The 23,223-nt window shown below is 63.4% G+C and carries 18 protein-coding genes; 8 read left to right on the top strand and 10 right to left on the bottom strand.

The genetic code is table 11. The features are described from left to right. Window positions 1-23: 23 nt before the first annotated feature. From JNA92_RS02025 to ppsA, 8 genes are all read right to left on the bottom strand, one after another. Window positions 24-1,061 (bottom strand): OmpA family protein, encoded by a 1,038-nt coding sequence (locus tag JNA92_RS02025; RefSeq protein WP_241803108.1) that lies wholly within the window; start codon window positions 1,059-1,061, stop codon window positions 24-26. A 110-nt stretch (window positions 1,062-1,171) separates the two neighbouring features. After that, window positions 1,172-1,738, bottom strand: coding sequence for an RNA polymerase sigma factor SigX (sigX, locus tag JNA92_RS02020; protein WP_012313514.1), 567 nt, complete (start codon window positions 1,736-1,738; stop codon window positions 1,172-1,174). Window positions 1,739-1,851: 113 nt separating this feature from the next. After that, window positions 1,852-2,676 (bottom strand): mechanosensitive ion channel family protein, encoded by an 825-nt coding sequence (locus JNA92_RS02015; RefSeq protein WP_241803107.1) that lies wholly within the window; start codon window positions 2,674-2,676, stop codon window positions 1,852-1,854. Between the two features lie 2 nt (window positions 2,677-2,678). Then, window positions 2,679-2,942 (bottom strand): hypothetical protein, encoded by a 264-nt coding sequence (locus tag JNA92_RS02010; RefSeq protein WP_012313512.1) that lies wholly within the window; start codon window positions 2,940-2,942, stop codon window positions 2,679-2,681. A 112-nt stretch (window positions 2,943-3,054) separates the two neighbouring features. Next, window positions 3,055-4,050, bottom strand: coding sequence for a zinc transporter ZntB (locus JNA92_RS02005; protein WP_241803106.1), 996 nt, complete (start codon window positions 4,048-4,050; stop codon window positions 3,055-3,057). A gap of 27 nt (window positions 4,051-4,077) precedes the next feature. Further along, the gene (gene rraA / locus JNA92_RS02000; RefSeq protein ID WP_012313510.1) at window positions 4,078-4,569 is read right to left on the bottom strand and encodes a ribonuclease E activity regulator RraA; all 492 of its coding nucleotides are present in this window, start codon (window positions 4,567-4,569) and stop codon (window positions 4,078-4,080) included. A 139-nt stretch (window positions 4,570-4,708) separates the two neighbouring features. Further along, window positions 4,709-5,701 (bottom strand): alpha/beta fold hydrolase, encoded by a 993-nt coding sequence (locus JNA92_RS01995; protein ID WP_241803105.1) that lies wholly within the window; start codon window positions 5,699-5,701, stop codon window positions 4,709-4,711. A 102-nt stretch (window positions 5,702-5,803) separates the two neighbouring features. Further along, window positions 5,804-8,179 (bottom strand): phosphoenolpyruvate synthase, encoded by a 2,376-nt coding sequence (ppsA, locus tag JNA92_RS01990; protein ID WP_241803104.1) that lies wholly within the window; start codon window positions 8,177-8,179, stop codon window positions 5,804-5,806. A 175-nt stretch (window positions 8,180-8,354) separates the two neighbouring features. Between ppsA and ppsR the strand changes: the two genes are divergently transcribed. Next, complete coding sequence (gene ppsR, locus JNA92_RS01985) at window positions 8,355-9,173, top strand: posphoenolpyruvate synthetase regulatory kinase/phosphorylase PpsR (RefSeq protein WP_241803103.1); 819 nt, start codon at window positions 8,355-8,357, stop codon at window positions 9,171-9,173. A 108-nt stretch (window positions 9,174-9,281) separates the two neighbouring features. Here ppsR and JNA92_RS01980 read toward each other — a convergent pair whose 3' ends face one another. After that, complete coding sequence (locus JNA92_RS01980; RefSeq protein WP_241803102.1) at window positions 9,282-14,147, bottom strand: NAD-glutamate dehydrogenase; 4,866 nt, start codon at window positions 14,145-14,147, stop codon at window positions 9,282-9,284. Window positions 14,148-14,396: 249 nt separating this feature from the next. On the opposite strand from JNA92_RS01980, the gene JNA92_RS01975 reads away from it, so the two are divergent. Further along, entirely contained in the window at window positions 14,397-14,753 is a 357-nt protein-coding gene (locus JNA92_RS01975) for a hypothetical protein (RefSeq protein ID WP_241803101.1), read from the top strand. A gap of 85 nt (window positions 14,754-14,838) precedes the next feature. Here JNA92_RS01975 and JNA92_RS01970 read toward each other — a convergent pair whose 3' ends face one another. Further along, on the bottom strand, window positions 14,839-16,149 hold the full coding sequence (locus tag JNA92_RS01970; protein WP_431312435.1) for a T6SS phospholipase effector Tle1-like catalytic domain-containing protein: 1,311 nt from the start codon (window positions 16,147-16,149) through the stop codon (window positions 14,839-14,841). A 216-nt stretch (window positions 16,150-16,365) separates the two neighbouring features. On the opposite strand from JNA92_RS01970, the gene JNA92_RS01965 reads away from it, so the two are divergent. Genes JNA92_RS01965 through JNA92_RS01940 form a run of 6 tightly spaced genes read left to right on the top strand, consistent with a single transcriptional unit; the run spans window position 16,366 to window position 23,188 of the window. Then, entirely contained in the window at window positions 16,366-17,325 is a 960-nt protein-coding gene (locus JNA92_RS01965; protein ID WP_039601915.1) for an AAA family ATPase, read from the top strand. Between the two features lie 4 nt (window positions 17,326-17,329). Then, window positions 17,330-18,274: a DUF58 domain-containing protein gene (locus tag JNA92_RS01960; RefSeq protein ID WP_241803100.1), complete on the top strand. Its 945-nt coding sequence runs from the start codon at window positions 17,330-17,332 to the stop codon at window positions 18,272-18,274. A 13-nt stretch (window positions 18,275-18,287) separates the two neighbouring features. Beyond that, window positions 18,288-18,782, top strand: a complete 495-nt coding sequence (locus tag JNA92_RS01955) for a DUF4381 domain-containing protein (protein WP_241803099.1) — start codon at window positions 18,288-18,290, stop codon at window positions 18,780-18,782. Next, window positions 18,775-19,851, top strand: a complete 1,077-nt coding sequence (locus JNA92_RS01950; protein ID WP_241803098.1) for a vWA domain-containing protein — start codon at window positions 18,775-18,777, stop codon at window positions 19,849-19,851. The genes JNA92_RS01955 and JNA92_RS01950 overlap by 8 nt, the downstream gene beginning before the upstream one ends. Next, window positions 19,848-21,566 carry a tetratricopeptide repeat protein gene (locus JNA92_RS01945; protein ID WP_241803097.1) on the top strand — a complete coding sequence of 573 codons (1,719 nt, stop codon included), beginning with the start codon at window positions 19,848-19,850 and terminating at the stop codon, window positions 21,564-21,566. The genes JNA92_RS01950 and JNA92_RS01945 overlap by 4 nt, the downstream gene beginning before the upstream one ends. Beyond that, a complete protein-coding gene (locus JNA92_RS01940; protein WP_241803096.1) occupies window positions 21,563-23,188 on the top strand; it encodes a BatD family protein in 1,626 nt (541 codons plus the stop codon). Before JNA92_RS01945 ends, JNA92_RS01940 begins: the two co-directional genes overlap by 4 nt. Window positions 23,189-23,223 lie beyond the last annotated feature (35 nt).

The raw sequence follows: 23,223 nt of genomic DNA, 5'->3' as shown, positions 1-23,223 counted from the left end.
TTTTTCATTGAAGCTTCAACCAATTACTTGGCTTGGGCTTCTACCTGAGCTTCAACGCGACGGTTGATAGCACGGCCTTCTTCGGTGGCGTTGTCGGCAACCGGACGGGTTTCGCCGTAGCCAACCGAGTCAACGCGAGTCGACTCAACACCGTACTGCTGGGTCAGCACTTCTTTAACAGCGTTGGCACGACGCTCGGACAGCTTCTGGTTGTAAGCGTCTGGGCCCACGGAGTCAGTGTGACCTTCAACCACGGTGGTGGTTTGTGGGTACTGCTTCATGAAGTCAGCCAGGTTCTTGATGTCGCCGTAGCTGTTAGGCTTGACGACCGACTTGTCGAAGTCGAACTTGACGTCCAGCTCAACGCGAACGACTTCGGCAACAGCCGGGCAGCCATCAGCGTCAACGGTAACGTTGGCCGGGGTGTCTGGGCACTTGTCGACGTTGTCGCAAACGCCGTCGTTGTCGCTGTCGGAGCAGACTTCAGCAACTGGGGCAGGCGCCGGAGCAACTTTGCCACCGCTGCCACCGAAGTTCAGACCCACACCAACGGTCGGGCCCCACTCGGTGTTGCCGTTGTCGATGTTGTACATGGCTTCAACGCCGGCACGGGCGAAGAACATGTCGGTGATGTACCACTTGGCGCCAGCGCCAACGTTGGCGAAGGTGGAGTGGTCACGGCCGCTACGAGTGGCCTGGCCCAGGCTCTCGTGAGCGAAACCAGCGGAAACGTACGGACGCAGAGCGTCGCCAACGGTACCGAAGTGGTAGGTAGCGTCGAGCTTGGCTTTGGAACCTTTGATGTCTTTGTTGAAGACTTCGCCACGAGCGTTGTGAGTCTCGTTGTAGCCCAGGTCCAGGGAGACGTCATCGGTCAGGAAGTAACCGAGGCGAACACCAGGATTGGTGCCGTCGTTCTTGAAGTTACGCTCGCTGTCGTAGTACTGCTTGGTGACGTTGCCTTCAATCTCGACAGCGCCTTGGCCTTGAGCCAGAACGCCGAACGAAGTAGCTGCTACGAGCGAGCCAATGGCCAAGCCCAAGGTGTTTTTCAATTTCATCCGTTAAATCCCCATCTGGTGATAGTTAAGCAGTCCCACCAAAATCCGGCGGACAACTCGACGGCAAGTCTAGCAGACCTCGCCGATTCGTTAGAGATATTCGCAAGGGGCTAAGTTTCATCCAAACCTGCAAATTTCTCTCTAAGCTTGTCCAGCGCACGCTTGTAGCGCATTTTCGTTGCGCTCAGGCCCATGTGCATGATGTCCGCGATCTCCTGAAACTCCAGTTCCGCAACAAAGCGCAACACCAGAATTTCCCGGTCGATCGGGTTCACATACACCAGCCACTTGTCCAGACCGCCCTTTTCTTCGGGTTTCGGTGCCTTGTCTTCAGACGCCTCTTCAACAGGGTCAAGACTCAAGGCATCCATCAACCGACGTTTGCGGCGCTCCTTGCGGTACTGGGTGATGCATTCGTTATAGGTAATGCTGTAGAGCCAGGTCTTGAACTTGGATTTACCCTCGAAGTTCTTCAGACCGTAAAGCACCTTGAGCATCACCTCCTGACAGACATCGTCAGCATCCCGGTCGTTCCCCAAATAACGCGCGCACACGTTGAACAGGGTCCGCTGGTAGCGCCGCATGAGCTCTTCATAGGCGCGGGTAACGTGGTACAGCTCCTCATGCGAACGCGCCACCAACTCCTCGTCGGTGAGCTCGCGCGGGTCGTAACGCATGGGCGGCGAATGAACTTTATTCAAAACGGATCTGGCCGACAGTCAGGTCAATGTCACCGCTCGGCCACGTGGGCGGATTTCAGCGGCGGCATACATTAACAGCTTTTGGACAATTAGCGGCTATTGACGCGCTGCTCGAGCAACACTCGATTAGCCAGCGACACTAATTCGCCATCATCGGTCAGCAACGTCGTCTTGACCGTGCCGATCTCCTCGATCTGCCCCTCGACCTCTCCAATTCGCACCTGCTGGCCGACCTGGTAAAGCTCACGCACATAGATACCGGCCAGAATCTGCCCAGCGATTTCGCGACTGCCAAGCCCCATCGCAAGCGCAACGGCCAGACCAACGGTAATCAGCCCGATCACGATCACGTGGTTGAGCAGGTCGGTCTTGACCTCAAGCTGGCTGATCGCCACCGAGATGCTGATGATGATCACCAAGCCTTGGGTGATGCGCCCAAGGCCTGCGGAGTATTCCAGGCCGATGCCTTCGGCAGCACCACGCACCAGGCCATTGGCCACTTGCGCCAGCAGCACGCCAACCAACAGCACCAACGCTGCGCCAAACACCTTGGGCAGGTACAGGGCGAGCATGTCGAGGGTGGCAGACACCCGCTCAAGGCCAAGGGATTCGGCGGCAGAAACCAGGAAAATCAGCAAGACGAACCAGTAGACGATCTTGCCGATCAAGGTCGAGATCGGCACCTGAATGCCGCCACGGCTGAGCATTTTGGTCAGGCCGGTGCCGGCCATCAGGCGATCCAGGCCGAACTTGGCCAGCAGCTTGGACAGCAGCGTATCGAGCAGCTTGGCCACCACGAAACCGAGCAGCACCACCACCAGCGCGCCGAACAGGTTGGGGATGAAGTTCGCCACCTTGGTCCATAGGGCGGTCATGGCAGTGACCAGGCTCTGGGTCCAGAGATCGAGTTCCATATTCAATCGGCCTTATCAGCTTTGCTGCCAGCGGCAGCGTTACGGGCAGAAGTGCGGCGCACCGGCGCGACATGCGCCGAGCCATTGTTCACGGCGATCAGCAGCGCCTGGCTCCAACGGCCAAGCAGGCTGAACAGGTCACCGGCGCCGACCTGGCGGTTGGCGGTTTTCAGCACGCGACCCAGGCACGCAGCGTCGTCTCGGTCTTCACCGGATGGCGACGCGTTGAGCAGGTCACGCAGGGATTGTTCAAACGGATCGTGCATGTGCACCTCGCGCAATGTCAGTCAGAGACGAGAGCGGCGGGCGATGGGTCACACATCGGCCGATGTCGGGGCCCGCTTGCCGGCGATAAGCCCGGTACATTCCAATGAGCATTCAAACCCACCGCAGCCGTCTGAACAGCCACCACTGCCCCACCGCAAGGCCGAGCACGACGATGCAGGCAAGCAGGAAACCATAGGGGTTTTCCGCGCCCGGAATGCCGCCGACATTGATCCCGAGCAACCCGGTGACGAAGCTCATGGGCAGGAAAATGCAGGTGATGATGCCCAAGCGGTACATGGTTCGGTTCATCCGCTCGCTGCGCCGCCGGTCTTCGCTTTCCAGTAGCAGTGCGGCCCGCTCACGGGCCAGCTCCAGCTCTTCGAGGTAACGGATCAGGCTGTTGTTCAGCTCGTTCCAGTAGTCAGCGTCCGCATCGGCGAACCAACTCCACCGGCTGCGCGACAGCTGGGCATAGATTTCCCGCTGTGGGGCGAGAAAACGCCGCAGGCCAGCGGCCCGACGACGAATCTGTTGCAAGCTGCCATGTTCAGGACTGTACCGTTCGTCGGATTCGACTTTCTCTTCTTCCAGATCGACCAACTCCGACAGATCGTTGACCAAACCCTGGACTTTCTCGGTGAGCAATTCGCCCATCAACAGCAGCAGCTCGGAGGCCGACTTTGGGCCCCTGCCCTCGTCCAGCAAACGGAGAATTTCGTCACTGGCACGCAAAGGCCGCAAGCGCAACGAAATCACCCGCCGCGCCTGAGCAAAAATACGCACCGATACCATGTCCTCCGGCTCGGCGCCCGGGTTGAGGTTCACCCCTCGCAAAAACAGCAGCAGCTGTTCATCGGCCAGCGGCAGCAGGCGCGGACGGGTGTTTTCCTCCAGCAGCAGCTCGCAGGCGAACTCACTCAGCCCGCTCTCTTGCAGCAGCCAGGTACGGGTTTGGGGATGACTGCGGTCCCAGTGCAGCCACAGGCTCTGCTGTGGCTGCAACTGCAGATCGTCCAGCTCGGTCCGGGGGATCGAGCGCGCGCCGCCTTTACCATCGAGCACCAGGGCGTGCACCAACCCCCACTGCGCGTTGTCTTCCTCGAACATCAAAGCTCCATCAGCGCGTGCGGCGCATCACTGCGGCATTTCCAGCGGGCTTGGCGAGACGATCACGCCATTGTTGTCGGCATACACATACTCGCCAGGGCGGAACGTCACGCCGGCGAAGGTCACGGCCACATTGAGGTCGCCGATGCCGCGCTTGTCGGTCTTCATCGGATGGCTGGCCAACGCCTGCACACCGACGCTGGTCTGGATCAGCACATCGACGTCACGCACGCAGCCATAGATCACCAGGCCTTCCCAGCCGTTTTTGGCAGCCTTTTCGGCAAGCATGTCACCGAGCAACGCGCAGCGCAGCGAACCGCCGCCATCGACCACCAGAACCTTGCCCTTGCCGTCGAGCTCGACCTGCTCCTTGACCCGCGAGTTGTCCTCGAAGCACTTGATGGTAACGATCTGGCCACCGAATGAATCGCGGCCACCGAAGTTGCTGAACATCGGTTCCAGCACCTGGACCAGGTCGGGGTAGGCGTCGCACAGGTCGGGCGTTACGTAATGCTGCATGGGAAGCTCCTGTCAGTCACAACGAAAGCGGGTGTCTGCCAAGGCTACACCGGGGAGGCTGTCGCAGTCATCCGGGACTGCTCGGTCATCTGTATTTCGCCTGCCGTGGCCCGCACGGGCCACGACAACCAGCAGAAAATCAGCTTACCGGCACAGGCTCGGCAACCACGGTCGCCTCGTGCACCGGCAGCAACGGCTGGCGCAACCAGCGCTCCACCAATGGCCACACCTGCACCTGCGCCGCCTTGCTCACCAGCATGTCGACATGCCCGAACGCCTCGAAGCCTTCCTCGCGGCCAAGCCTGAGGAACTGCTTGCGCTCACCACCCAACTGATCGAACAGCTTGCGACAAGCCCATACCGGGTCTTGGAAGTCTCCCGCGCCAGCCACTGCCAGCACCGGCACATCCACCTCAGCGAGCCCCGCCCACCAGTCACTGTCCTTGTCACCGAAGCGGCCAAACAGGCCATGCCAACGCATGCTTTCCAGCGCCAGCCCAATCGGTTCGTCCTCAGGCCCGCGCTTGAACCGCGGCCCGGAAATCTGACCCCAACGCTTGAGCAGCAGCTTGGCGCCCCAGGCCACGGGCGGCACCTTCAACGGCCAGTACACCCGGCTGATCTGCGTGCCGAAAAACGCGGCACTGGCGACCTGCCTGGCATGCAGGAAACCACCGCCAAGCGCTGCCGCCAAGGTGGTACCGCCAAGCGAATGGCCAATCCAGTGAGGTGCGGTGCCGGACTGCTCCTCAACGAAGGCTGCGATCAGCGGCAAATCATAGCGGGCATAGTCAGCGACCCGGTTGTGCCGCCAATCGTGGTTGCGCGGCGACAGCCCGTGGCCGCGCATTTCGGGGATCCACACATCGAACCCCGCACGCACCAGGTAAGCCCCCAGGCCAATGCCCTTGGGCGAATACCAGAAGCGCCGATTGGAGAAACTGCCGTGCAGGAGAATCACCGGCACGCCTTGGGCGCCCGCCTGGTCCGCCAGGCCCAGGCGGGTCAAGGCCAGCTCCACGCTCGGATCAGGGCTGTTGCCGGCCTTGATCCGGTACACGTCTTCACTGAGGTCGCCGCGGCGCTCGGCACTGAGCAAGGCCACGGGAAATAGAACACTGCTGCTTTGCATAAGGTTTGCTTGGTGCACAAAAAAGGGCGGGGTCCATCGCTGGAGCTCGCCCTGGAAAAAACCAGGCGGGGGCACACCAGAGGTGCCCCCGCATTTACTGCATCAGACCGCGCCCTGGCCTTCGGCCAGGAAGAACCAGGTCTCGAGTACCGAGTCCGGGTTCAGCGATACGCTTTCGATGCCTTGTTCCATCAGCCACTTGGCGAGGTCCGGGTGGTCCGACGGGCCCTGCCCACAAATGCCGATGTACTTGCCGGCCTTGTTGCACGCCTGGATGGCATTGGCCAACAGCTTCTTCACCGCAGGATTTCGCTCGTCGAACAGGTGGGCGATGATCCCCGAGTCGCGGTCCAGGCCCAGGGTCAACTGGGTCAGGTCGTTGGAGCCGATCGAGAAGCCGTCGAAGTACTCCAGGAACTCTTCGGCGAGGATGGCGTTGGACGGCAGTTCGCACATCATGATCACGCGCAGGCCGTTGTCGCCGCGGGCCAGGCCGTTTTCGGCCAACAGGTCGACCACTTGGCTGGCTTCGCCCAGGGTACGCACGAACGGCACCATGATCTCGACGTTGGTCAGGCCCATCTCGTTACGCACGCGCTTCAGTGCACGGCATTCGAGCTCGAAGCAGTCACGGAACGACTCGCTGATGTAGCGCGACGCCCCGCGGAAGCCCAGCATCGGGTTTTCTTCTTCCGGCTCGTACAGTTTGCCGCCGATCAGGTTGGCATACTCGTTGGACTTGAAGTCCGACAGGCGCACGATGACCTTTTTCGGGTAGAAGGCGGCCGCCAGGGTGCTGATGCCCTCGACCAGCTTTTCGACGTAGAAGCCGACAGGGTCGTTGTAGCCGGCGATGCGTTTGTCGACGCTCTCTTTGAGTTCCGGCGGCAGGCCCGCGTAATTCAGCAGCGCCTTGGGGTGCACGCCAATCATGCGGTTGATGATGAATTCCAGGCGCGCCAGGCCGACACCAGCGTTGGGCAGCTGGGCGAAATCGAAGGCGCGGTCGGGGTTACCGACGTTCATCATGATCTTGAATGGCAGGTCGGGCATGGCATCGACCGAGTTCTGCTTGACGTCGAAGCCCAGCTCACCTTCAAAGATGAAGCCGGTATCGCCCTCGGCGCAGGACACGGTCACGCCCTGGCCATCCTTGAGCAGTTGGGTGGCGTTGCCACACCCTACCACTGCCGGAATACCCAGCTCACGGGCGATGATCGCCGCGTGGCAGGTACGCCCACCGCGGTTGGTGACGATGGCGCTGGCGCGTTTCATCACCGGTTCCCAGTCCGGGTCGGTCATGTCCGAGACCAGCACGTCGCCCGGCTGCACCTTGTCCATCTCGGACACATCCTTGATCACGCGGACCTTGCCGGCGCCGATGCGCTGGCCGATGGCGCGACCTTCGACCAATACGGTGCCCTTTTCCTTGAGCAGGTAACGTTCCATGACGTTGGCGCTGGCGCGGCTCTTCACGGTTTCAGGGCGGGCCTGCACGATATACAGCTTGCCGTCGTCACCGTCCTTGGCCCATTCGATATCCATCGGGCGCTGGTAGTGCTGTTCGATGATCATGGCCTGCTTGGCCAGCTCACTGACCTCGGCGTCGGTCAGGCAGAAGCGCGCACGCTCGGCGCGGTCGACTTCGACGGTCTTGACCGAACGACCGGCCTTGGCCTCGTCGCCGTAGATCATCTTGATCGCCTTGCTGCCCAGGTTGCGGCGCAGGATGGCCGGGCGGCCGGCCTGCAGGGTGTTCTTGTGTACGTAGAACTCGTCCGGGTTGACCGCACCCTGCACCACGGTTTCGCCCAGGCCGTAGGCACCGGTGATGAACACCACGTCGCGGAAACCCGACTCGGTGTCGAGGGTGAACATCACGCCGGCGGTGCCGGTTTCGGAGCGGACCATGCGCTGCACGCCGGCCGACAGCGCCACCAGCTTGTGATCGAAGCCCTGGTGCACGCGGTAGGCGATGGCGCGGTCGTTGAACAGCGAGGCGAACACTTCCTTGGCCGCGCGGATCACGTTATCGACGCCACGGATATTGAGGAAGGTTTCCTGCTGGCCGGCAAACGAGGCATCCGGCAGGTCTTCGGCGGTGGCCGAGGAACGCACGGCGACGGCCATGTTGTCGTTGCCGGCGGCCATTTCGGCGAAGGCCGTACGGATTTCCGAATCCAGCCGTGGCGGGAATTCGGCTTCCATGACCCACTGGCGAATCTGCGCGCCGGTCTTGGTCAGGGCATTGATGTCATCGACATCCAGCGCGTCGAGCGCGGCGTGAATGCGGTCGTTCAGCCCGCTTTGCTCGAGAAAATCACGGTACGCCTGAGCCGTAGTGGCAAAGCCGCCCGGCACCGACACGCCGGCACCGGCAAGGTTACTGATCATCTCGCCCAGGGATGCGTTCTTGCCCCCCACATGCTCCACATCATGGACGCCGAGCTTATCGAGGGAAACTACGTACTCTACCAAGGTGATCTCTCCACTAACTGTGTTGGAAAAGCTCAAGGGCGCCCGCCTGCCTTTTGACTGGGCCGGACGCTTGTGGCCTGTACCTGGAAAATAAGTGAGAATGCCGACAGCCGCATTCGGCAAACCGAACTTATCATATCCAAGAAACGTCATCAGCTTAAGGCCCAGATCGCAAATGAAACGAACCGCGTTCTTCATCTCCGATGGCACCGGCATCACTGCCGAAACCCTGGGCCAAAGCCTGCTTGCGCAATTCGATAGCATTCCGTTCAACAAATTCACGCGTCCGTACATCGATACGCCCGACAAGGCACGTACGATGGTGCAGCAAATCAATACCGCCGCCGAGCGCGACGGCATGCGCCCGATCATCTTCGACACCATCGTCAATCAGGACATCCGTGAGATCCTGGCGACGTCGAACGGCTTCATGATCGACATTTTTTCGACGTTTTTATCCCCGCTCGAGCAGGAATTGACTGCCCATTCGTCGTATTCCGTCGGCAAGTCGCACTCCATTGGCGGCAATTCCAACTACATGGAACGCATCGAGGCGGTGAATTTTGCCCTCGACAACGACGACGGCGCGCGCACCCATTACTACGACAAGGCCGACCTGATCCTGGTCGGCGTGTCGCGTTGCGGCAAGACCCCGACCTGCCTGTACATGGCGATGCAGTTCGGCATTCGTGCGGCCAACTACCCGCTTACCGAAGACGACATGGAGCGCCTGCAATTGCCGGCGGTGCTCAAAAAACATCACAACAAGTTGTTCGGCCTGACCATCGACCCCGACCGCCTCACCGCCATCCGCCACGAACGCAAGCCCAACAGCCGTTATTCGAGCTTTGCCCAGTGCGAGTTCGAGGTCCGCGAGGTCGAGAGCCTGTTCCGGCGGGAGAACATCCCCAACATCAACTCCACGCATTTCTCGGTAGAGGAGATTTCGGCGAAGATCCTGGTGGAAAAAGGCGTGGAGCGCCGCTTCAAATGACGCCCGGCCCTACCGGGGCCGCGCGCATCCGTCAGGTGGGACACAGACCAATGAAAAGCCCCGGCATCACTGCCGGGGCTTTTTCATTTCAGCTGACCAGCTGACCGATCAGGACGGCACCGCCACCGCCTGCCCGCTCATTGCCAGGTCGACCAGCTCGCGGTTGGCCACCGCATACATCGCGTAGTCGGTACCCGTCGCATTGCGCAGGTCGTCGAGCATGGCGCGCCAGCGCTCGACCATGACCCGATGCTGCTCGGCCCACAGCGCCACCCGGGCATCCATGTCTTGCGGGGCATCGGCCATCTGCAGCACCGAGATGGTGATGGCCCGTTGCTGCAGGTCGATATCGTCGCGGAACGCCTCGCGGGCCAGAGCCTGCCAGTTGTTCTCGACCGGCAGGTTGCTGATTTCCTGCAAGTACCAGGTCAAGTCCAGCGCACTGCCCACGGCGAAGAACGCCTTGGCCACCTGGGCCGGCTCGTGGCCGGTCACGTCTGCCGCCTCGATGATCGGCAGCAACGTGTACAGGTGGCTGGTACCCGCCACCATGCGTGCGAGCAATTCCGGGACGCCGGCATCGACGAAGCTCTGGTAGCGGACCATCCAGCGTTCGCGGGTCGGCCCCTCCAGCAGCTCGTCGAGCTTGAGCCCCAGCTGGGCGATTTTCGGCCCGAAGTGCGCGGTGTCGCGCCCGGCATCCTGCTCGTTGCGCCGGCTGCGCAGGAACCAGCGGGTCGCGCGGCGGCCCAGGCGCATCAGCTCGTCCATCAAGGTAAGCTGGATTTCTGCCGGCACCTGGTAGTCCAGCGCCTCGATCTGGCGGAACCAGTGCGGCAGATGGAAGATGTCACGCACGATCACATAGGCCCCGGCGACATTGGCCGGGCTCATGCCAGTCGACTCTTTCAGCCGCTGGACGAAGGTGATGCCCATGTTGTTGACCAGGTCGTTGGCGATCTGGGTGCTGACGATCTCGCGCTTCAGGCGATGGCGGCGCATGGCTTCGGCGAACTTGCTGACCAGCGACGGCGGGAAAGCGGTTTCCATGTCGCGGGTCAGGTAGTCGTCGTCAGGCACCAGCGACTTGAGCAACTGTTCCTTGAGGTCGATCTTGCTGTAGGAAATCAGCACCGAAAGCTCGGCACGGGTCAGGCCCTGGCCTGCCGCCAGGCGCTCGGCCAACTGCTCCTCGGTTGGCAGGAACTCGATCGCACGGTCCAGCTTGCCACGGCTCTCGAGGTCGGCCATCAAGCGCTTGTACTCGGCGATCCGCTCGCGGGCGCGACGCGCCGCCAACGAAAGCGCCTGGGTCTGCTTGTAGTTGTTGCCCAGCACCAGCGCGCCCACTTCATCGGTCATGCTGCCCAGCAGCTGGTTGCGCTGCTTCTCGGTCATGTCGCCACCCTGCACCACTTCGTTGAGCAGGATCTTGATGTTGACCTCGTGGTCGGAGCAGTCCACGCCACCGGCGTTGTCGATGAAGTCGGTATTGGTGGCACCGCCGTTGAGGCCGAACTCGACACGGCCAAGCTGGGTCATGCCGAGGTTGCCGCCCTCGCCCACCACCTTGCAGCGCAGTTCATTGCCGTTGACCCGCAACGCGTCATTGGCCTTGTCGCCAACATCGGCGTGGCTTTCGCTGCTGGCCTTGACGTAGGTACCGATACCCCCGTTCCACAGCAGATCCACCGGCGCCTTGAGCAATGCATGCAGCAGCTCGGTCGGCGTCAGGCGGTCGGCCTCGATGGCGAAGCGTTCCTTCATCTGCGCGGTGATGGCGATGCTCTTGGCACTGCGCGGGAAGATCCCGCCGCCTTCGGACATGATGCTGGTGTCGTAATCGGTCCAGGCCGAACGCGGCAGGTCGAACAGGCGCTGACGCTCGGCGAAGCTGCTGGCCGGGTCCGGGTTCGGGTCGATGAAGATGTGCAGGTGGTTGAACGCCGCGACCAGTTTCAGCTTGTCGGACATCAGCAGGCCGTTGCCGAACACGTCACCGGCCATGTCACCGACGCCGATCACCGTGATCGGGTCCTGCTGCACATTGATGCCGCGCTCGCGGAAGTGGCGCTGCACGCCCACCCAGGCACCACGGGCGGTAATGCCCATCTTCTTGTGGTCGTAGCCGGCAGAGCCACCCGAGGCAAAGGCATCGCCCAGCCAGAAGCCGTAATCGATGGCGATGCCGTTGGCGATATCGGAGAAGGTTGCGGTGCCCTTGTCGGCCGCCACCACCAGGTACGGGTCATCGTCATCGTGACGCACCACGTTGGCCGGCGGCACCACGCCGCCGTCCTTGAGGTTGTCGGTGATGTCGAGCAGGCCCGAGATGAAAATGCGGTAGCAGGCCACGCCTTCGGCGGCGATTTCGTCACGCGTGCCGCCCAGCGGCAAACGCCGTGGCAGGAAGCCGCCCTTGGCACCGACCGGCACGATCACCGAGTTCTTGACCTGCTGGGCCTTGACCAGCCCAAGCACCTCGGTACGGAAGTCCTCTTCACGGTCCGACCAGCGCAGGCCACCGCGCGCCACGTTGCCGAAGCGCAGGTGCACACCCTCGACCCGCGGCGAGTAGACGAATATCTCGAACTTGGGTACCGGCTTGGGCAGTTCGGGGATCAGTTTAGGGTTGAACTTGAAGCTGAAGTACGACTTGCTCTGGCCGTTGGCATCCGGCTGGTAGAAGTTGGTGCGCAGAGTGGCCTTGATCAGGTCCAGGTAGCGGCGCAGGATGCGGTCCTCGTTGAGCACCTGGACATCGTCCAGGGCGCTGAGGATGGCTTGCTCCAGGCGTTGCTGCTTGTCGTCCAGGTCATCGGCCGTGAGCTTGCGCGCCAGGTAGAAGCGGGTCTTGAACAGCCGGGTCAGCTCACGGGCGATGTCGGTGTGGTTGTTCAGGGTGCTGGCGATGTAGCCGAGGTCGAAGCCCAGGCGGATCTGCTTGAGGTAGCGGGCATAAGCGCGCAGCAGCGCCACATCGCGCCATGGCAGGCCGGCGGTGAGCACCAGGCGGTTGAAGGCGTCATTCTCGGCATCGCCCTGGACGATATGGATGAACGCATCCTGCAGGACGTCGTTGAGTTGCTGGATGTCCAGGCTCAAGCCTTCGCTGTACGTGAAGGCGAAGTCGTGGATCCAGTACTCACGACCACTGGCGTGACGCAAGCGGTAGGGGAACTCGCCCAGCACGCGCAGGCCGAGGTTTTCCAGAATCGGCAGCACATCCGACAACGCCAATGGCGTGTCCGCGTGGTACAGCTTGCAATGCAGCAAGCGTTCGCCCAGCCGCGTCAGCGGCTGGTAAAAGCTCATCGCCAGCGGCTTGCTTTCGGACAGTGCCAGCACATGTTGCAGGTCGACCACTGCCGAATGGGCGGCGAAGCGCTCACGGTAGCCGGCCGGGAAGCCTTTGGGGAAATCGGCGAGGATGTTGGTGCCCTGGGCTTCACCGAAGTTCTCCACCACCAGCGCGGCGTAATCGTCATGCCACGAGCGGCAGGCCTGGATCACTTCGTTTTCCAGTTGCTGCGGGTCGATGGCGATGCGGTTCTTCGGGTCGACGCGCAAAATCAGCTGCACGCGCGCCAGCACCGATTCGGAGAAGAACGTCCAGAACTCGCAGTCGCTGGCCTTCAGGCGCTCCATCAGCACCTGCTGGATCTTCTGCCGCACTTCGGTGGAATAGATTTCCCGTGGCACGTAGGCCAGGCAATAGCAGAAGCGCCCGTACGGGTCCTTGCGCAGGAACACACGGATCTTGTTGCGCTCCTGGATCTGCACGATCGACATGACCGTGCTGAACAGCTCGTCGATCGGGGTCTGGAACAGGTCATCGCGTGGCAGCACTTCGAGCACCTGCGCCAGTTCCTTGCCCAGGTGGGCCTTGGCGTCGAAGCCGGAGCGGCGCTCGACCTCGGCGACCTTGACCCGGATGTAAGGAATGGCGTGCACGCTCTCGCCGTACACCGAGGAGGTGTAAAGGCCCATGAAGCGGTGTTCCTTGACCACCTTGCCATCGGCGTCCAGCTGGCGGATCGAGACGTAATCCGGGTAGGCCGGGCGGTGGACCCGGCTGGGCAGTGCGGCCTTGGCGAACGACAACAGCAGCGGTTCGGCCAGGTAAGCCACCGCGTAGTCTTCGATACGCAGCTCTTCTGGCGTCAGGCCCACACGCAGGCGGCGCGGCAAGCCAAGGAACGACTGCTCGTCGTAGACCATCTGGCCGCCGGCGCTGTCGGCCTGCACGGTGAATTCTTCATAACCGAGGAAGGTGAAGTGGTTGTCCAACAGCCACTCGAGGAAGGCCTTGACCTCATCCTTTTCATGGTGAACCGGCGCAAACGCGGTTCGCTCCACCAGCTCCATGACTTCCTGCAGCTTGGCTTTCATCGGTTCGAAATCGGCCACCGCCACCCGCACCTCGGCCAGCACCTGCTCGATTTCGCGGGTGAGCACCGTCAATTCGGCAGCGTTGGCACAGCGGTCGATCTCCAGGTACATCAGCGACTCATGGCACACACCCTCGCCCTGGGTGCCCTTGGGCAGCAGTTCGAGCAGGTTGCCCTTGGCATCACGACGCACGCTCAGCACGGTGGTCTGCAGGGTATGGATGCTGTAGCCGCGGCGGTTGAGCTCGGTACGCACCGAATCGACCAAGAACGGCAGGTCATGGTGCAGCACCTCGACCACGGTGTGGGTCGACTGCCAGCCATTGCGCTCGTAATCGGGGTTGTACACCCGCACCACTGGATGCTCGGGGTCGAAGCGCTCGATGATGCGCCAGGCGGAAAGGGTACAGCCGGCGAGGTCCGACAGCCTGCGCTGGGTGAGTTCGTCCATGGAAATGATGCCGAAGAACTGCTCGGCGAACAGCGCCACTTGTGGCAGGGACTGCTCGCTGATGTGCTGCGCCAGGGCCGCTTGCAGTTGGTGCTGGAAGTCGGCTTTGCTGGCTGCGGTGAAGAACGCCATCTGTGGTACTCCGCTTGGGCTTTGTAATAGTTGAAGCGTCGCGTACATCCGACGATCACGGATCAACGATAGCCAACCCGTGGCAAGCCGGACGGTAATGTTCAGGGCTCGCGGAAGCTTAACGACTGATCGGTCATCACCGCTTGCAGCGCTGCGACAATTTCGGTCAAGGGGGGGAAACTTTACGTTTATCGATACCCCCAAGGCTGTCAGAATTCACTTTCGTTTCCATTTACCCGAGCCGCCCACATGCAAATCCACACCGCCCTGCTGTTCGCCACCCCCTGCGATGACGAGGAAGACAACATGGCGACCTTGTGCTGCCATAGCGACAAAGGGCAGATGTTCCTGCTCACCCGCTACCCGGACGAGGACACCGTGGACCTGACCCTGGACGATGAGCCGTCGACCCTCGATGGCCTGAAAGTGACCTTGAGCGCCCAGCGCCTGCTGATCGAAGTGGCGGCCGGGGATCGGGATGCGTTGAAGGGTGACGAAACCCTGGAGATCGTGCTGACGTCGGCGGGGACGGACCTGGAAGAGGTCGAGCTGACCTTGCGCACTATTCTGGATGGCACAGGGACCTTCGTCAGCGAGCTTCGATAGACGAAGGGCGCGTCGACCGCCCGGTGGGCGTGTCGGCGCATTCAAGCCCGCTTGAGACCTGCCCTTGAAATGGCCGGCAGGTACGTCAACCCACCGGGTTCCTGTGCAGCACCCTGCCCGCCTTGCCCGGCCGGTCGATGAACAATGCGTCCAGCGAACTGTTATCCAGCCCTTTCACGGCGTTCCAGTGCGCCGATGTGTGCACGTATTTCGCCTGCAACAACGCTCGCTCCTGGGGCGTCAGGTGCAATTGCGCACATTGACCGAGGGCAAACTCATGCAGCTTGCGACTGACAGGCAGCAACTCTGCCGGCAGGCGATGCGCTTCGTCACCGCCCAGAGGGGCGAACGCTACCCCACCGCGCACGGCCAGTTCACGCATGATGCTGAGGTAGACACGTGAAAGATGGCCACTGACTTCACGTTCTCGGTACACAGCGGCATACACCTGCTTTTCCGGCTCATCGCGCCTGGCTCGGCTGCCTTGGACCGGCACCTCCCAGCTGAGCAGCCGGGGCCGCGGATCGACCAGGCTTGCAAAGGTCGAGCTCAGCAGCCCAGTGACCGCCGCATGGGCGCGCGTGCAGTGGGCCGGTGTCGTGCGCGCGACCCGGCTCGAATGCGGTTTGCACAACAGAACCTGCTCGTGCATGTGCTCCAGATAGCCGCCACCGATATTCGAGTGCACACCCGGCACGACAATGTCGTTGTCGCTAAGCACCAGCGGGAAGTTGTGGCGCTGCTCATCACCTGCCACCAGTTGCACGACCTGCCGGGCGACACGCGTGTCCAGACCGAGACGCAAGCCGCCGTGGCGATCGCTGGCTGGGCCGAAGCTGCCTTGCAAGGGTGCAACGATGGCCGCCACGGTATCGAACAGGCCAATGAAGTTGATCGCCCTCGGCCCGTGCAGCTCAGCCGGCAGGCCCGTCTCATCCGTGCCCAGGCGATTGGCCAGATGCCTGGCCGCCGCCGCACCGCGGCTGAAACCGAACAGGTCGAATTCGATGCACGTGGGCACAAACTGCGGATGCTTTGCCCGATAATCGCGCAGCTGCCTGCCAACCTCTGCCAGCGCCTGCTCTACCCGCGCCGCCACCCCCGCGCTTCCGCGCCCCGTCGCCTGGGCGAAGGGCGAGTCAGGGCCACCGTGCGTTGTACCGATCCCTTCGACATACACGTTGAAATGGACCTGCCCGTGCACGGGCCCGCAGGGATATAGCGCGTGCAGCAGGGCAATGTTACTGCGGGCATTGGCGTAACTGCCCCCTGCGCAGCCGTGGCCGGTGGCGGCCAAGGGTGCAGCATTGCCCTGATTGTTGCCGGTGCCGTCGAAAAAAACGCCCACCCGCAGGGTAACCGGGGCAGGCACAGCGGACTGCTTGCTCATCATCATGCGCCTTCATGATTCGAAGAGCACAAGCAAGCGACAGATCACCGCCAGCGCAAATCAGAGAACACCGCAAAGGCATGCGGATAGTGCAACCTTTCGATGCGCATAAAAAACCGGGGCGTAATTGGTCGCCACCCCCCGGATAGATTAAAGTATCCACCCCTGCCAGGTCCGTCGCGCTACGCGCCCGCCCTGGCCCAATCCCAGGAACCGCCGCCGATGGAACACCGTGAAGCGCTGATCGCGCTACGCACCTTTCTTTCCTCCCAGATCCTAGGCCAGGAAAAACTGGTCGAGCGGCTGTTGATCGTGCTGCTGGCCGACGGCCACATGCTGGTCGAGGGCGCCCCGGGCCTGGCCAAGACCAAGGCCATCAAAGAGCTGGCCGAAGGTGTCGAAGCGCAGTTCCATCGCATCCAGTTCACGCCCGACCTGCTCCCGGCCGACATCACGGGCACTGAAATCTATCGCCCGGAAACCGGCAGTTTCGTCTTCCAGCAGGGGCCGATCTTCCACAACCTGGTGCTGGCCGACGAAATCAACCGGGCACCCGCCAAGGTGCAGTCGGCGTTGCTCGAGGCAATGGCCGAACGCCAGGTCAGTGTCGGGCGCAGTACGTACGACCTGTCGCCGCTGTTTCTGGTCATGGCCACGCAGAACCCGATCGAGCAGGAAGGCACCTACCCGCTGCCGGAAGCCCAGCTCGACCGTTTTCTGATGCACGTGAAGATCGGTTTCCCCGATGCGGCGGTGGAGCGACGCATTCTTGCCCAGGCCCGCGGTGAAGCGCTGGGAGGCGAAGTCAAACCTGAACGGCGTGTCAGCCAGCAGGCCATCTTTGCCGCACGCAAGGAAATCCTCGGCCTGTACATGGCCGACGCGGTGGAGGAATACCTGGTGCAACTGGTGATGGCCACGCGCACACCGGCCAAGTTCGATACCGAGCTGGCCGACTGGATCGCCTATGGCGCCAGCCCGCGCGGCTCCATCGCCCTGGATCGTTGTGCACGGGCGCATGCCTGGCTGGCCGGGCGCGACTTCGTCAGCCCCGAGGATATCCAGGCCGTACTGTTCGACGTGCTGCGCCATCGCATCATCCTGTCCTTTGAAGCCGAAGCGGCCGGGGTCGACCAGGATCGCGTGGTCCAGCGCATCCTTGACGTCGTCGCCGTTGCCTGACCCCATGCCCACCGCTCAGCAGGCCGAACCCGGCATCCGCATCGGCCTCGCCGAGCTGATTGACATGCGCCACCGCGTGCGCGAAATCCAGTTGTTCTCCCGCCCTGGCCAGCGCAGCCCGCTGGTAGGCTTGCACCACTCCAAGCTGCGCGGGCGCGGCGTGGACTTCGACCAGGTGCGCGTCTATCAGGCCGGTGACGACGTACGCAACATCGACTGGCGGGTCACCGCACGCACCCAAGAGCCGCATACTAAGCTGTTCCATGAAGAACGCGAGCGGCCGATCTTCATCCTCGTCGAGCAAAGCCAGCGCCTGTTCTTCGGCTCGGGGCTGATGTTCAAGTCAGTGCTTGCGGCCCAGGCCGCGGCGCTGTTCGGTTGGGCAGCGCTGGGCCACAACGACCGCATCGGCGGGCTGGTGTTCGGCGATGATGAGCACCACGAAATCAAGCCGCGGCGCAGCAAGCAGAGCCTGCTGCAGCTGCTCAACCGTATGGCGAAGGTCAATCAGGCGCTGCACACCGAAGCCGCGCCCCACGCCGACAGCCTGGGCCTGGCGCTGCGCCGCGCGCGTGAAGTACTGCGCCCAGGCAGCCTGGCCATCGTCATTTGCGACGAGCGCTCACTCAGCCCCCAGGCTGAACAGCACCTGGCGATGCTCTCGCGCCATTGTGACCTGCTGCTGATGCCAGTGTCCGACCCCCTCGACCATGCCTTGCCGGCAGCAGGCCTGCTGCGTTTCTCCCAGCGCGGCGCGCACCTGGAGCTCGATACCCTGGACACCAACCTGCGCCAGGCCTACCGTCAGCAGGCCGAAGCACGCATAGAACGCTGGGAGCTGATGGCCCAGAAGCTGCGCGTGCTGCTGATGCCCCTGAGCACCCAGAGCGAAATGATCGAGCAACTGCGCGAATACCTGAATGCACAGCGCCCACGGAGCGGTTCATGAAGAGCAGCGCCCAATGAACCCTCTGGACCAGTTGCAACCGCTGATACCCCCTTCAGCGATCGGCCTGTGGCCACCGGCACCTGGCTGGTGGCTGCTGCTTGGCGTCCTCCCCTTCCTGGCCTGGGGCCTGTGGCGGCTGCGCCGCTGGCGCCCCGGCAAGCGCAGGATAGTGCGTGCCGAGCAACCGCTGGACCCGGTACGCCTGGAAGCCCTGGCCGAGCTGGCCCTGCTGCCGCGCCCCTACGACGGCGCGCCGGCCGGGGCCTGGCTGCAACAGATCAACGCCTTGCTCAAGCGCCTGTGCCGCAACCACTACCCCGGCGCCAACAGCCATACCCTCAATGGCCGCCAGTGGCTGGCGTTCCTCGACAACCGCTGCCCCGCTGCCGGCCTGACCCGCTGGATGGTGCTGGTAGAAGGCGCGTACAAGCCGGAATGCAAGCTTGACGACAAGGCCATTGCCGGGCTCAGTCAGGCTGTCGAAACCTGGATCCGCAAACATGTTTGAACTGGCCTGGCCGTGGATCTTCCTGCTGCTGCCGCTGCCGTGGCTGGCGCGCCTGCTGCTGCCTGCCGCCGACAGCGGCGAGCCGGTGCTCAAGGTAGGCTTTCTCAATGAACTCGAAAGCCTGGCCGGGCGTCGGGCACGGCTGAACCTGCCGACCTTGCGCCAGCAGGCACCGTTCGCGCTGATCTGGCTGTTGCTGCTGCTCGCCGCTGCCCGTCCGCAGTGGCTGGGCGAGCCGCTACCGGTGGCCGCCAGCGGCCGAGACCTGCTGGTGGCGGTGGATGTGTCCGGCTCCATGGATTTCCCCGATATGCAGTGGCAGGGCGAAGAGGTCAGCCGCCTCGACTTGGTCAAGGCGCTGATGGGCGATTTCCTGCAAAACCGCGAAGGCGACCGCGTCGGCCTGATCCTGTTCGGCAGCCAGGCGTACCTGCAGGCACCCCTGACCTTCGACCGGCGTACCGTACGCACCTTCCTCGACGAAGCGCAGATTGGCATCGCCGGCAAGAACACCGCCATCGGCGACGCCATCGGCCTGGCGGTCAAGCGCTTGCGCGAGCGGCCGGCGCAGAGCCGGGTGCTGGTACTGATCACCGACGGTGCCAACAACGGCGGGCGGATCCATCCATTGACCGCTGCCCGCCTGGCCGCCCAGGAAGACGTGCGCATCTACACCATCGGCATCGGCGCCAACCCTGAGGCCAGCGGTACGCCGGGCCTGCTCGGCCTCAACCCCAGCCTGGACCTGGACGAGGCCTCACTGAAGGAAATCGCCGACCTGACCCATGGCGCCTACTTCCGTGCCCACGACGGCGCCGAACTGGATGCGATCGGCGATACCCTCGACCAGCTCGAACCGGTCGCCCAGCAGCCAACCCAGGCCCGCACGGCAACTGCTTTGTATGCCTGGCCACTGGCCCTGGCCTTGCTGCTCAGCGTGCTGCTGGTGGTGGCGGTGCAATGGCCAGACAACCTGCTGCAGCGTGCGCTGCGCCGGCCACGCTTCCTGCAGCCCCACCCGCAATGGCGTGAGCGCCTCAAAAGGCTGCGCCTGAGGAGGCGGCGATGATCGACCTCTGGCCGCACTGGTTGCGCCCACTCTGGCTGCTGGTGGTACCGCTGCTCGCCTGGCTGGTGTTCAAGCTCTGGCACCGGCGCAGGCGCGCCGGGCGCTGGCAGATGATCCTGCCGCCGGCCTTCCACCCGGTGCTGCTCGGTGGCGGCAGCGGCAGCCACAGCAAAATGCCCTGGGTCGCACTGGGCCTTGCCTGGTTACTGACGGTACTGGCGCTGCTCGGGCCGAGCTGGCAGCGCCTGGAAGAAACCCGCCAACGCCCGGCCGACCCGCTGGTGATCCTGCTGGAACTGACCCCGCAGATGCTTGCCCAGGACACGCCGCCCAACCGGCTGCAGCAGGCGCGGCGCAAGGTCCTTGACCTGCTCGAACACCGTCGCGACAGCCAGACGGCCTTGATCGTCTACGCTGGCAGCGCGCACACCTTGGTGCCGCTGTCCGACGACCTGAGCACCACGCGCAACCTGCTCGAGGCCATCGACCCGTCGATCATGCCGCAGCCCGGCCAGCGCGCCGACCTGGCCGTGCAGAAAGGCCTGGCCCTGTTGGCGCAAAGCGGCCTGGGCCAAGGTCGCCTGTTGCTGATCGGTTCGGCATTGAGCGACCCGGAACGCCAGGGCATTGTCCAGGCCCTTGGCCGCCAGGGCCCGAGCCTGTTGATGCTCGGCATCGGTACCAGCGAAGGGGCGCCGGTCCGCCAGGCCAACGGCGAGTTTCTCAAGGACGAGCAAGGCGGCATTCTGGTACCGCGCCTGGACAGCGGCGGGCTCAGGGCGTTCATCAACGGCACCGGAGGACGCTACCGTCATGCCCGGATCGACGACCTCGACCTGCGTGGCCTGGGCCTGTACGACAACCCGCGCATCCTGCGCAATGACGGCCAGAACCTGCAGCTCGACAGCTGGGCCGACCAAGGCTACTGGCTGTTGATACCCCTGTTGCTGCTGGCCGCCTGCGCCGGTCGGCGCGGCTGGCTGTTCTGCTTGCCGCTGCTGCTGGCCCTGCCGCAGCCGAGCCAGGCGTTCGAGTTCAATGACCTGTGGTTGCGCCCCGATCAGCAAGGCCAGCGCCTGCTTGAACAAAACCGCCCGGTGGAAGCCGCGCGGCACTTCCAGGACCCGCAATGGCGCGGCATGGCGCTGTACCAGGCCGGTGACTATGCCGCTGCCGCCACCGCCTTCGGCCAAGCCAATACCGCCGCTGCCCACTACAATCGAGGCAACGCCCTGGCTCGCAGCGGTGAGCTGGAAGCCGCCCTGGATGCTTACGAGCAGGCCCTGGAGCATCAACCCGACCTGAAGCCGGCGCTGGACAACCAGGCCCTGGTCCAGCAACTGTTACAGCAGCGTCAAGGCCAGGCCGAGGAACAACCGGCCCAAGACGATGCCCAAGGCACGCCGGGCAGCGAGACCGAGGGCAACAGCAGCTCGGCGAGCAGCCCCGCCCAGGGTTCGCCGGGCAGCGAAGAACAGACAAACACCGATCAACCCGTTGAAGGCAGTGGCAACAACCAGGCCGCACCCGGTAACCAGGTGGGCGACGATGACAGCATCACCCAGCCGCCCAAGCGGCCGGTATCGACCAGCCTCGATGCCGAACAACGCCAAGCCCTGGAACAATGGCTGCGGGAGATCCCCGACAACCCGGCGCAGCTGCTGCGACGAAAATTCTGGTACGAACAGCAATTGCATCAGGAATCCCAACGATGAGTCGCCTTGGCGTCTTTCTTCTCAGCCTGATTTGGGCCGTGCTCGCCCAGGCCGAACCGACCCTGCAGGCCAGTGTCGACCGCACCCGCCTGGAGGCCGGTGAAACCTTGGAGCTGACCCTCGAAAGCCAGGACGTGACCCAGTTCGGCAAGCCCGACCTGCGCGCCCTGGACGGCGACTTCGAAGTACGCGGCACGCGTCAGCTGAACAGCCTGCACACCCTCGATGGCGAGACCCGGGCCAGCACTCGCTGGATCATTACCCTGCTGCCGCGGCGCAGCGGCAGCTTGCGTATCCCTGAGCTGCAACTGGGGCAATCGCGCAGCCAGGCCATCGACCTGCAGGTGGTGCAAGCGGATGCCGACCGCCCGGACAGCGCGTCCCAGGTGTTCATCGAGGCTACCCTGGACACCAGTGATGTCTATGTCCAGGCGCAGGCCGTGCTCACCTTGCGCATCTACCATTCGGTGTCGCTGTACGACGACAGCAGCCTTAGCCCGCTGCGCCTGGAAAACGCCAAAGTCGAACCGCTGGGGGACTCGCGTACCTATGAGAAGGACATCAACGGCGTACGCCACGGGGTGATCGAGACACGCTACGCACTCTATCCGCAGCAGAGCGGCAGCCTGGACATCGCGCCCCTCACGTTCACCGCCACTGCTGCCGATAATGAGCAGCAGCCTGCGGGCAGCGCACATACAGGCCGCCAGGTACAGGTCAGTTCACTGCCGCTGCGCCTGAACGTTCGCCCTATCCCCGCCGCCTGGCCCGCAGCCGAACCGTGGTTGCCAGCCCGTAGCCTGGCCCTCGAAGAACACTGGAACCCCGACCCCGGCACACAGCCAACCCAGATAGGCGACTCCCTGACCCGCAGCATCACCCTGCGCGCCGAGGGGCTGTCCAGCACCCAACTGCCGCAATTGCCGGCCACCGAAATCGTCGGCCTGCGCCGCTACCCGGACCAACCGCTGCTGCGCAACGAAATCAGCGAGCGCGGCATGACCGCCAACCGCGAGGAGCGCGAAGCGCTGGTGCCGACCCACAGTGGCGAACTGGCGCTGCCGGCACTGGAAGTCACCTGGTGGAACACCCGTGAAGACCACCTGGAGCATTCCAGCTTGCCTGCACGCACCCTGAACGTGCAGGACAACCCGGCCCTGAGCGCCGAGAGCCCGGTCGGTGATGCCAGCACGGGCAGCAGCCGGCTCTGGCCCTGGCAGCTCGCCACCCTGGTGTTCGCCCTGACCACGCTACTGGGCTTCACCCTGTGGTGGCGCGCCCGCTCGCAACCGGCCGTGCTGCGCGCCGCCCAGACTGGCCCCAGCCCACGCACCCTGCTGGACGACCTCAAACGCGCCTGCCAGGCCAACGACCCACAGGCCACCCGCCAGGCGCTCGATGCCTGGGCGCGGCAACAGCCAGAGACCCTGGCGGAGATGGCCGCGCGGTTCGTGCCGCTGTCGGATGCTTTGGATGGTTTGAACGGGGCGTTGTATAGCGAGAGCGGCCAATATTGGCAGGGGGAGGATCTGTGGCGGGCGATAGGGACGATTCCACCGGCAGAACACGTGTTACTGCCGTCTGGGGAGCCAGGGGGCTTGCCACCGCTTTATCCGAAGTGATTGGGAGAGCGCGCGGGCCCGTCTAGCGTGCTGTA

This window comes from Pseudomonas putida (genome assembly GCF_022627325.1).
In the GTDB taxonomy this organism is placed as follows: domain Bacteria; phylum Pseudomonadota; class Gammaproteobacteria; order Pseudomonadales; family Pseudomonadaceae; genus Aquipseudomonas; species Aquipseudomonas putida_X.
The sequence above is the reverse complement of the archived record's forward strand: the minus strand, read 5'-3'. Positions and strand labels throughout refer to the sequence as shown.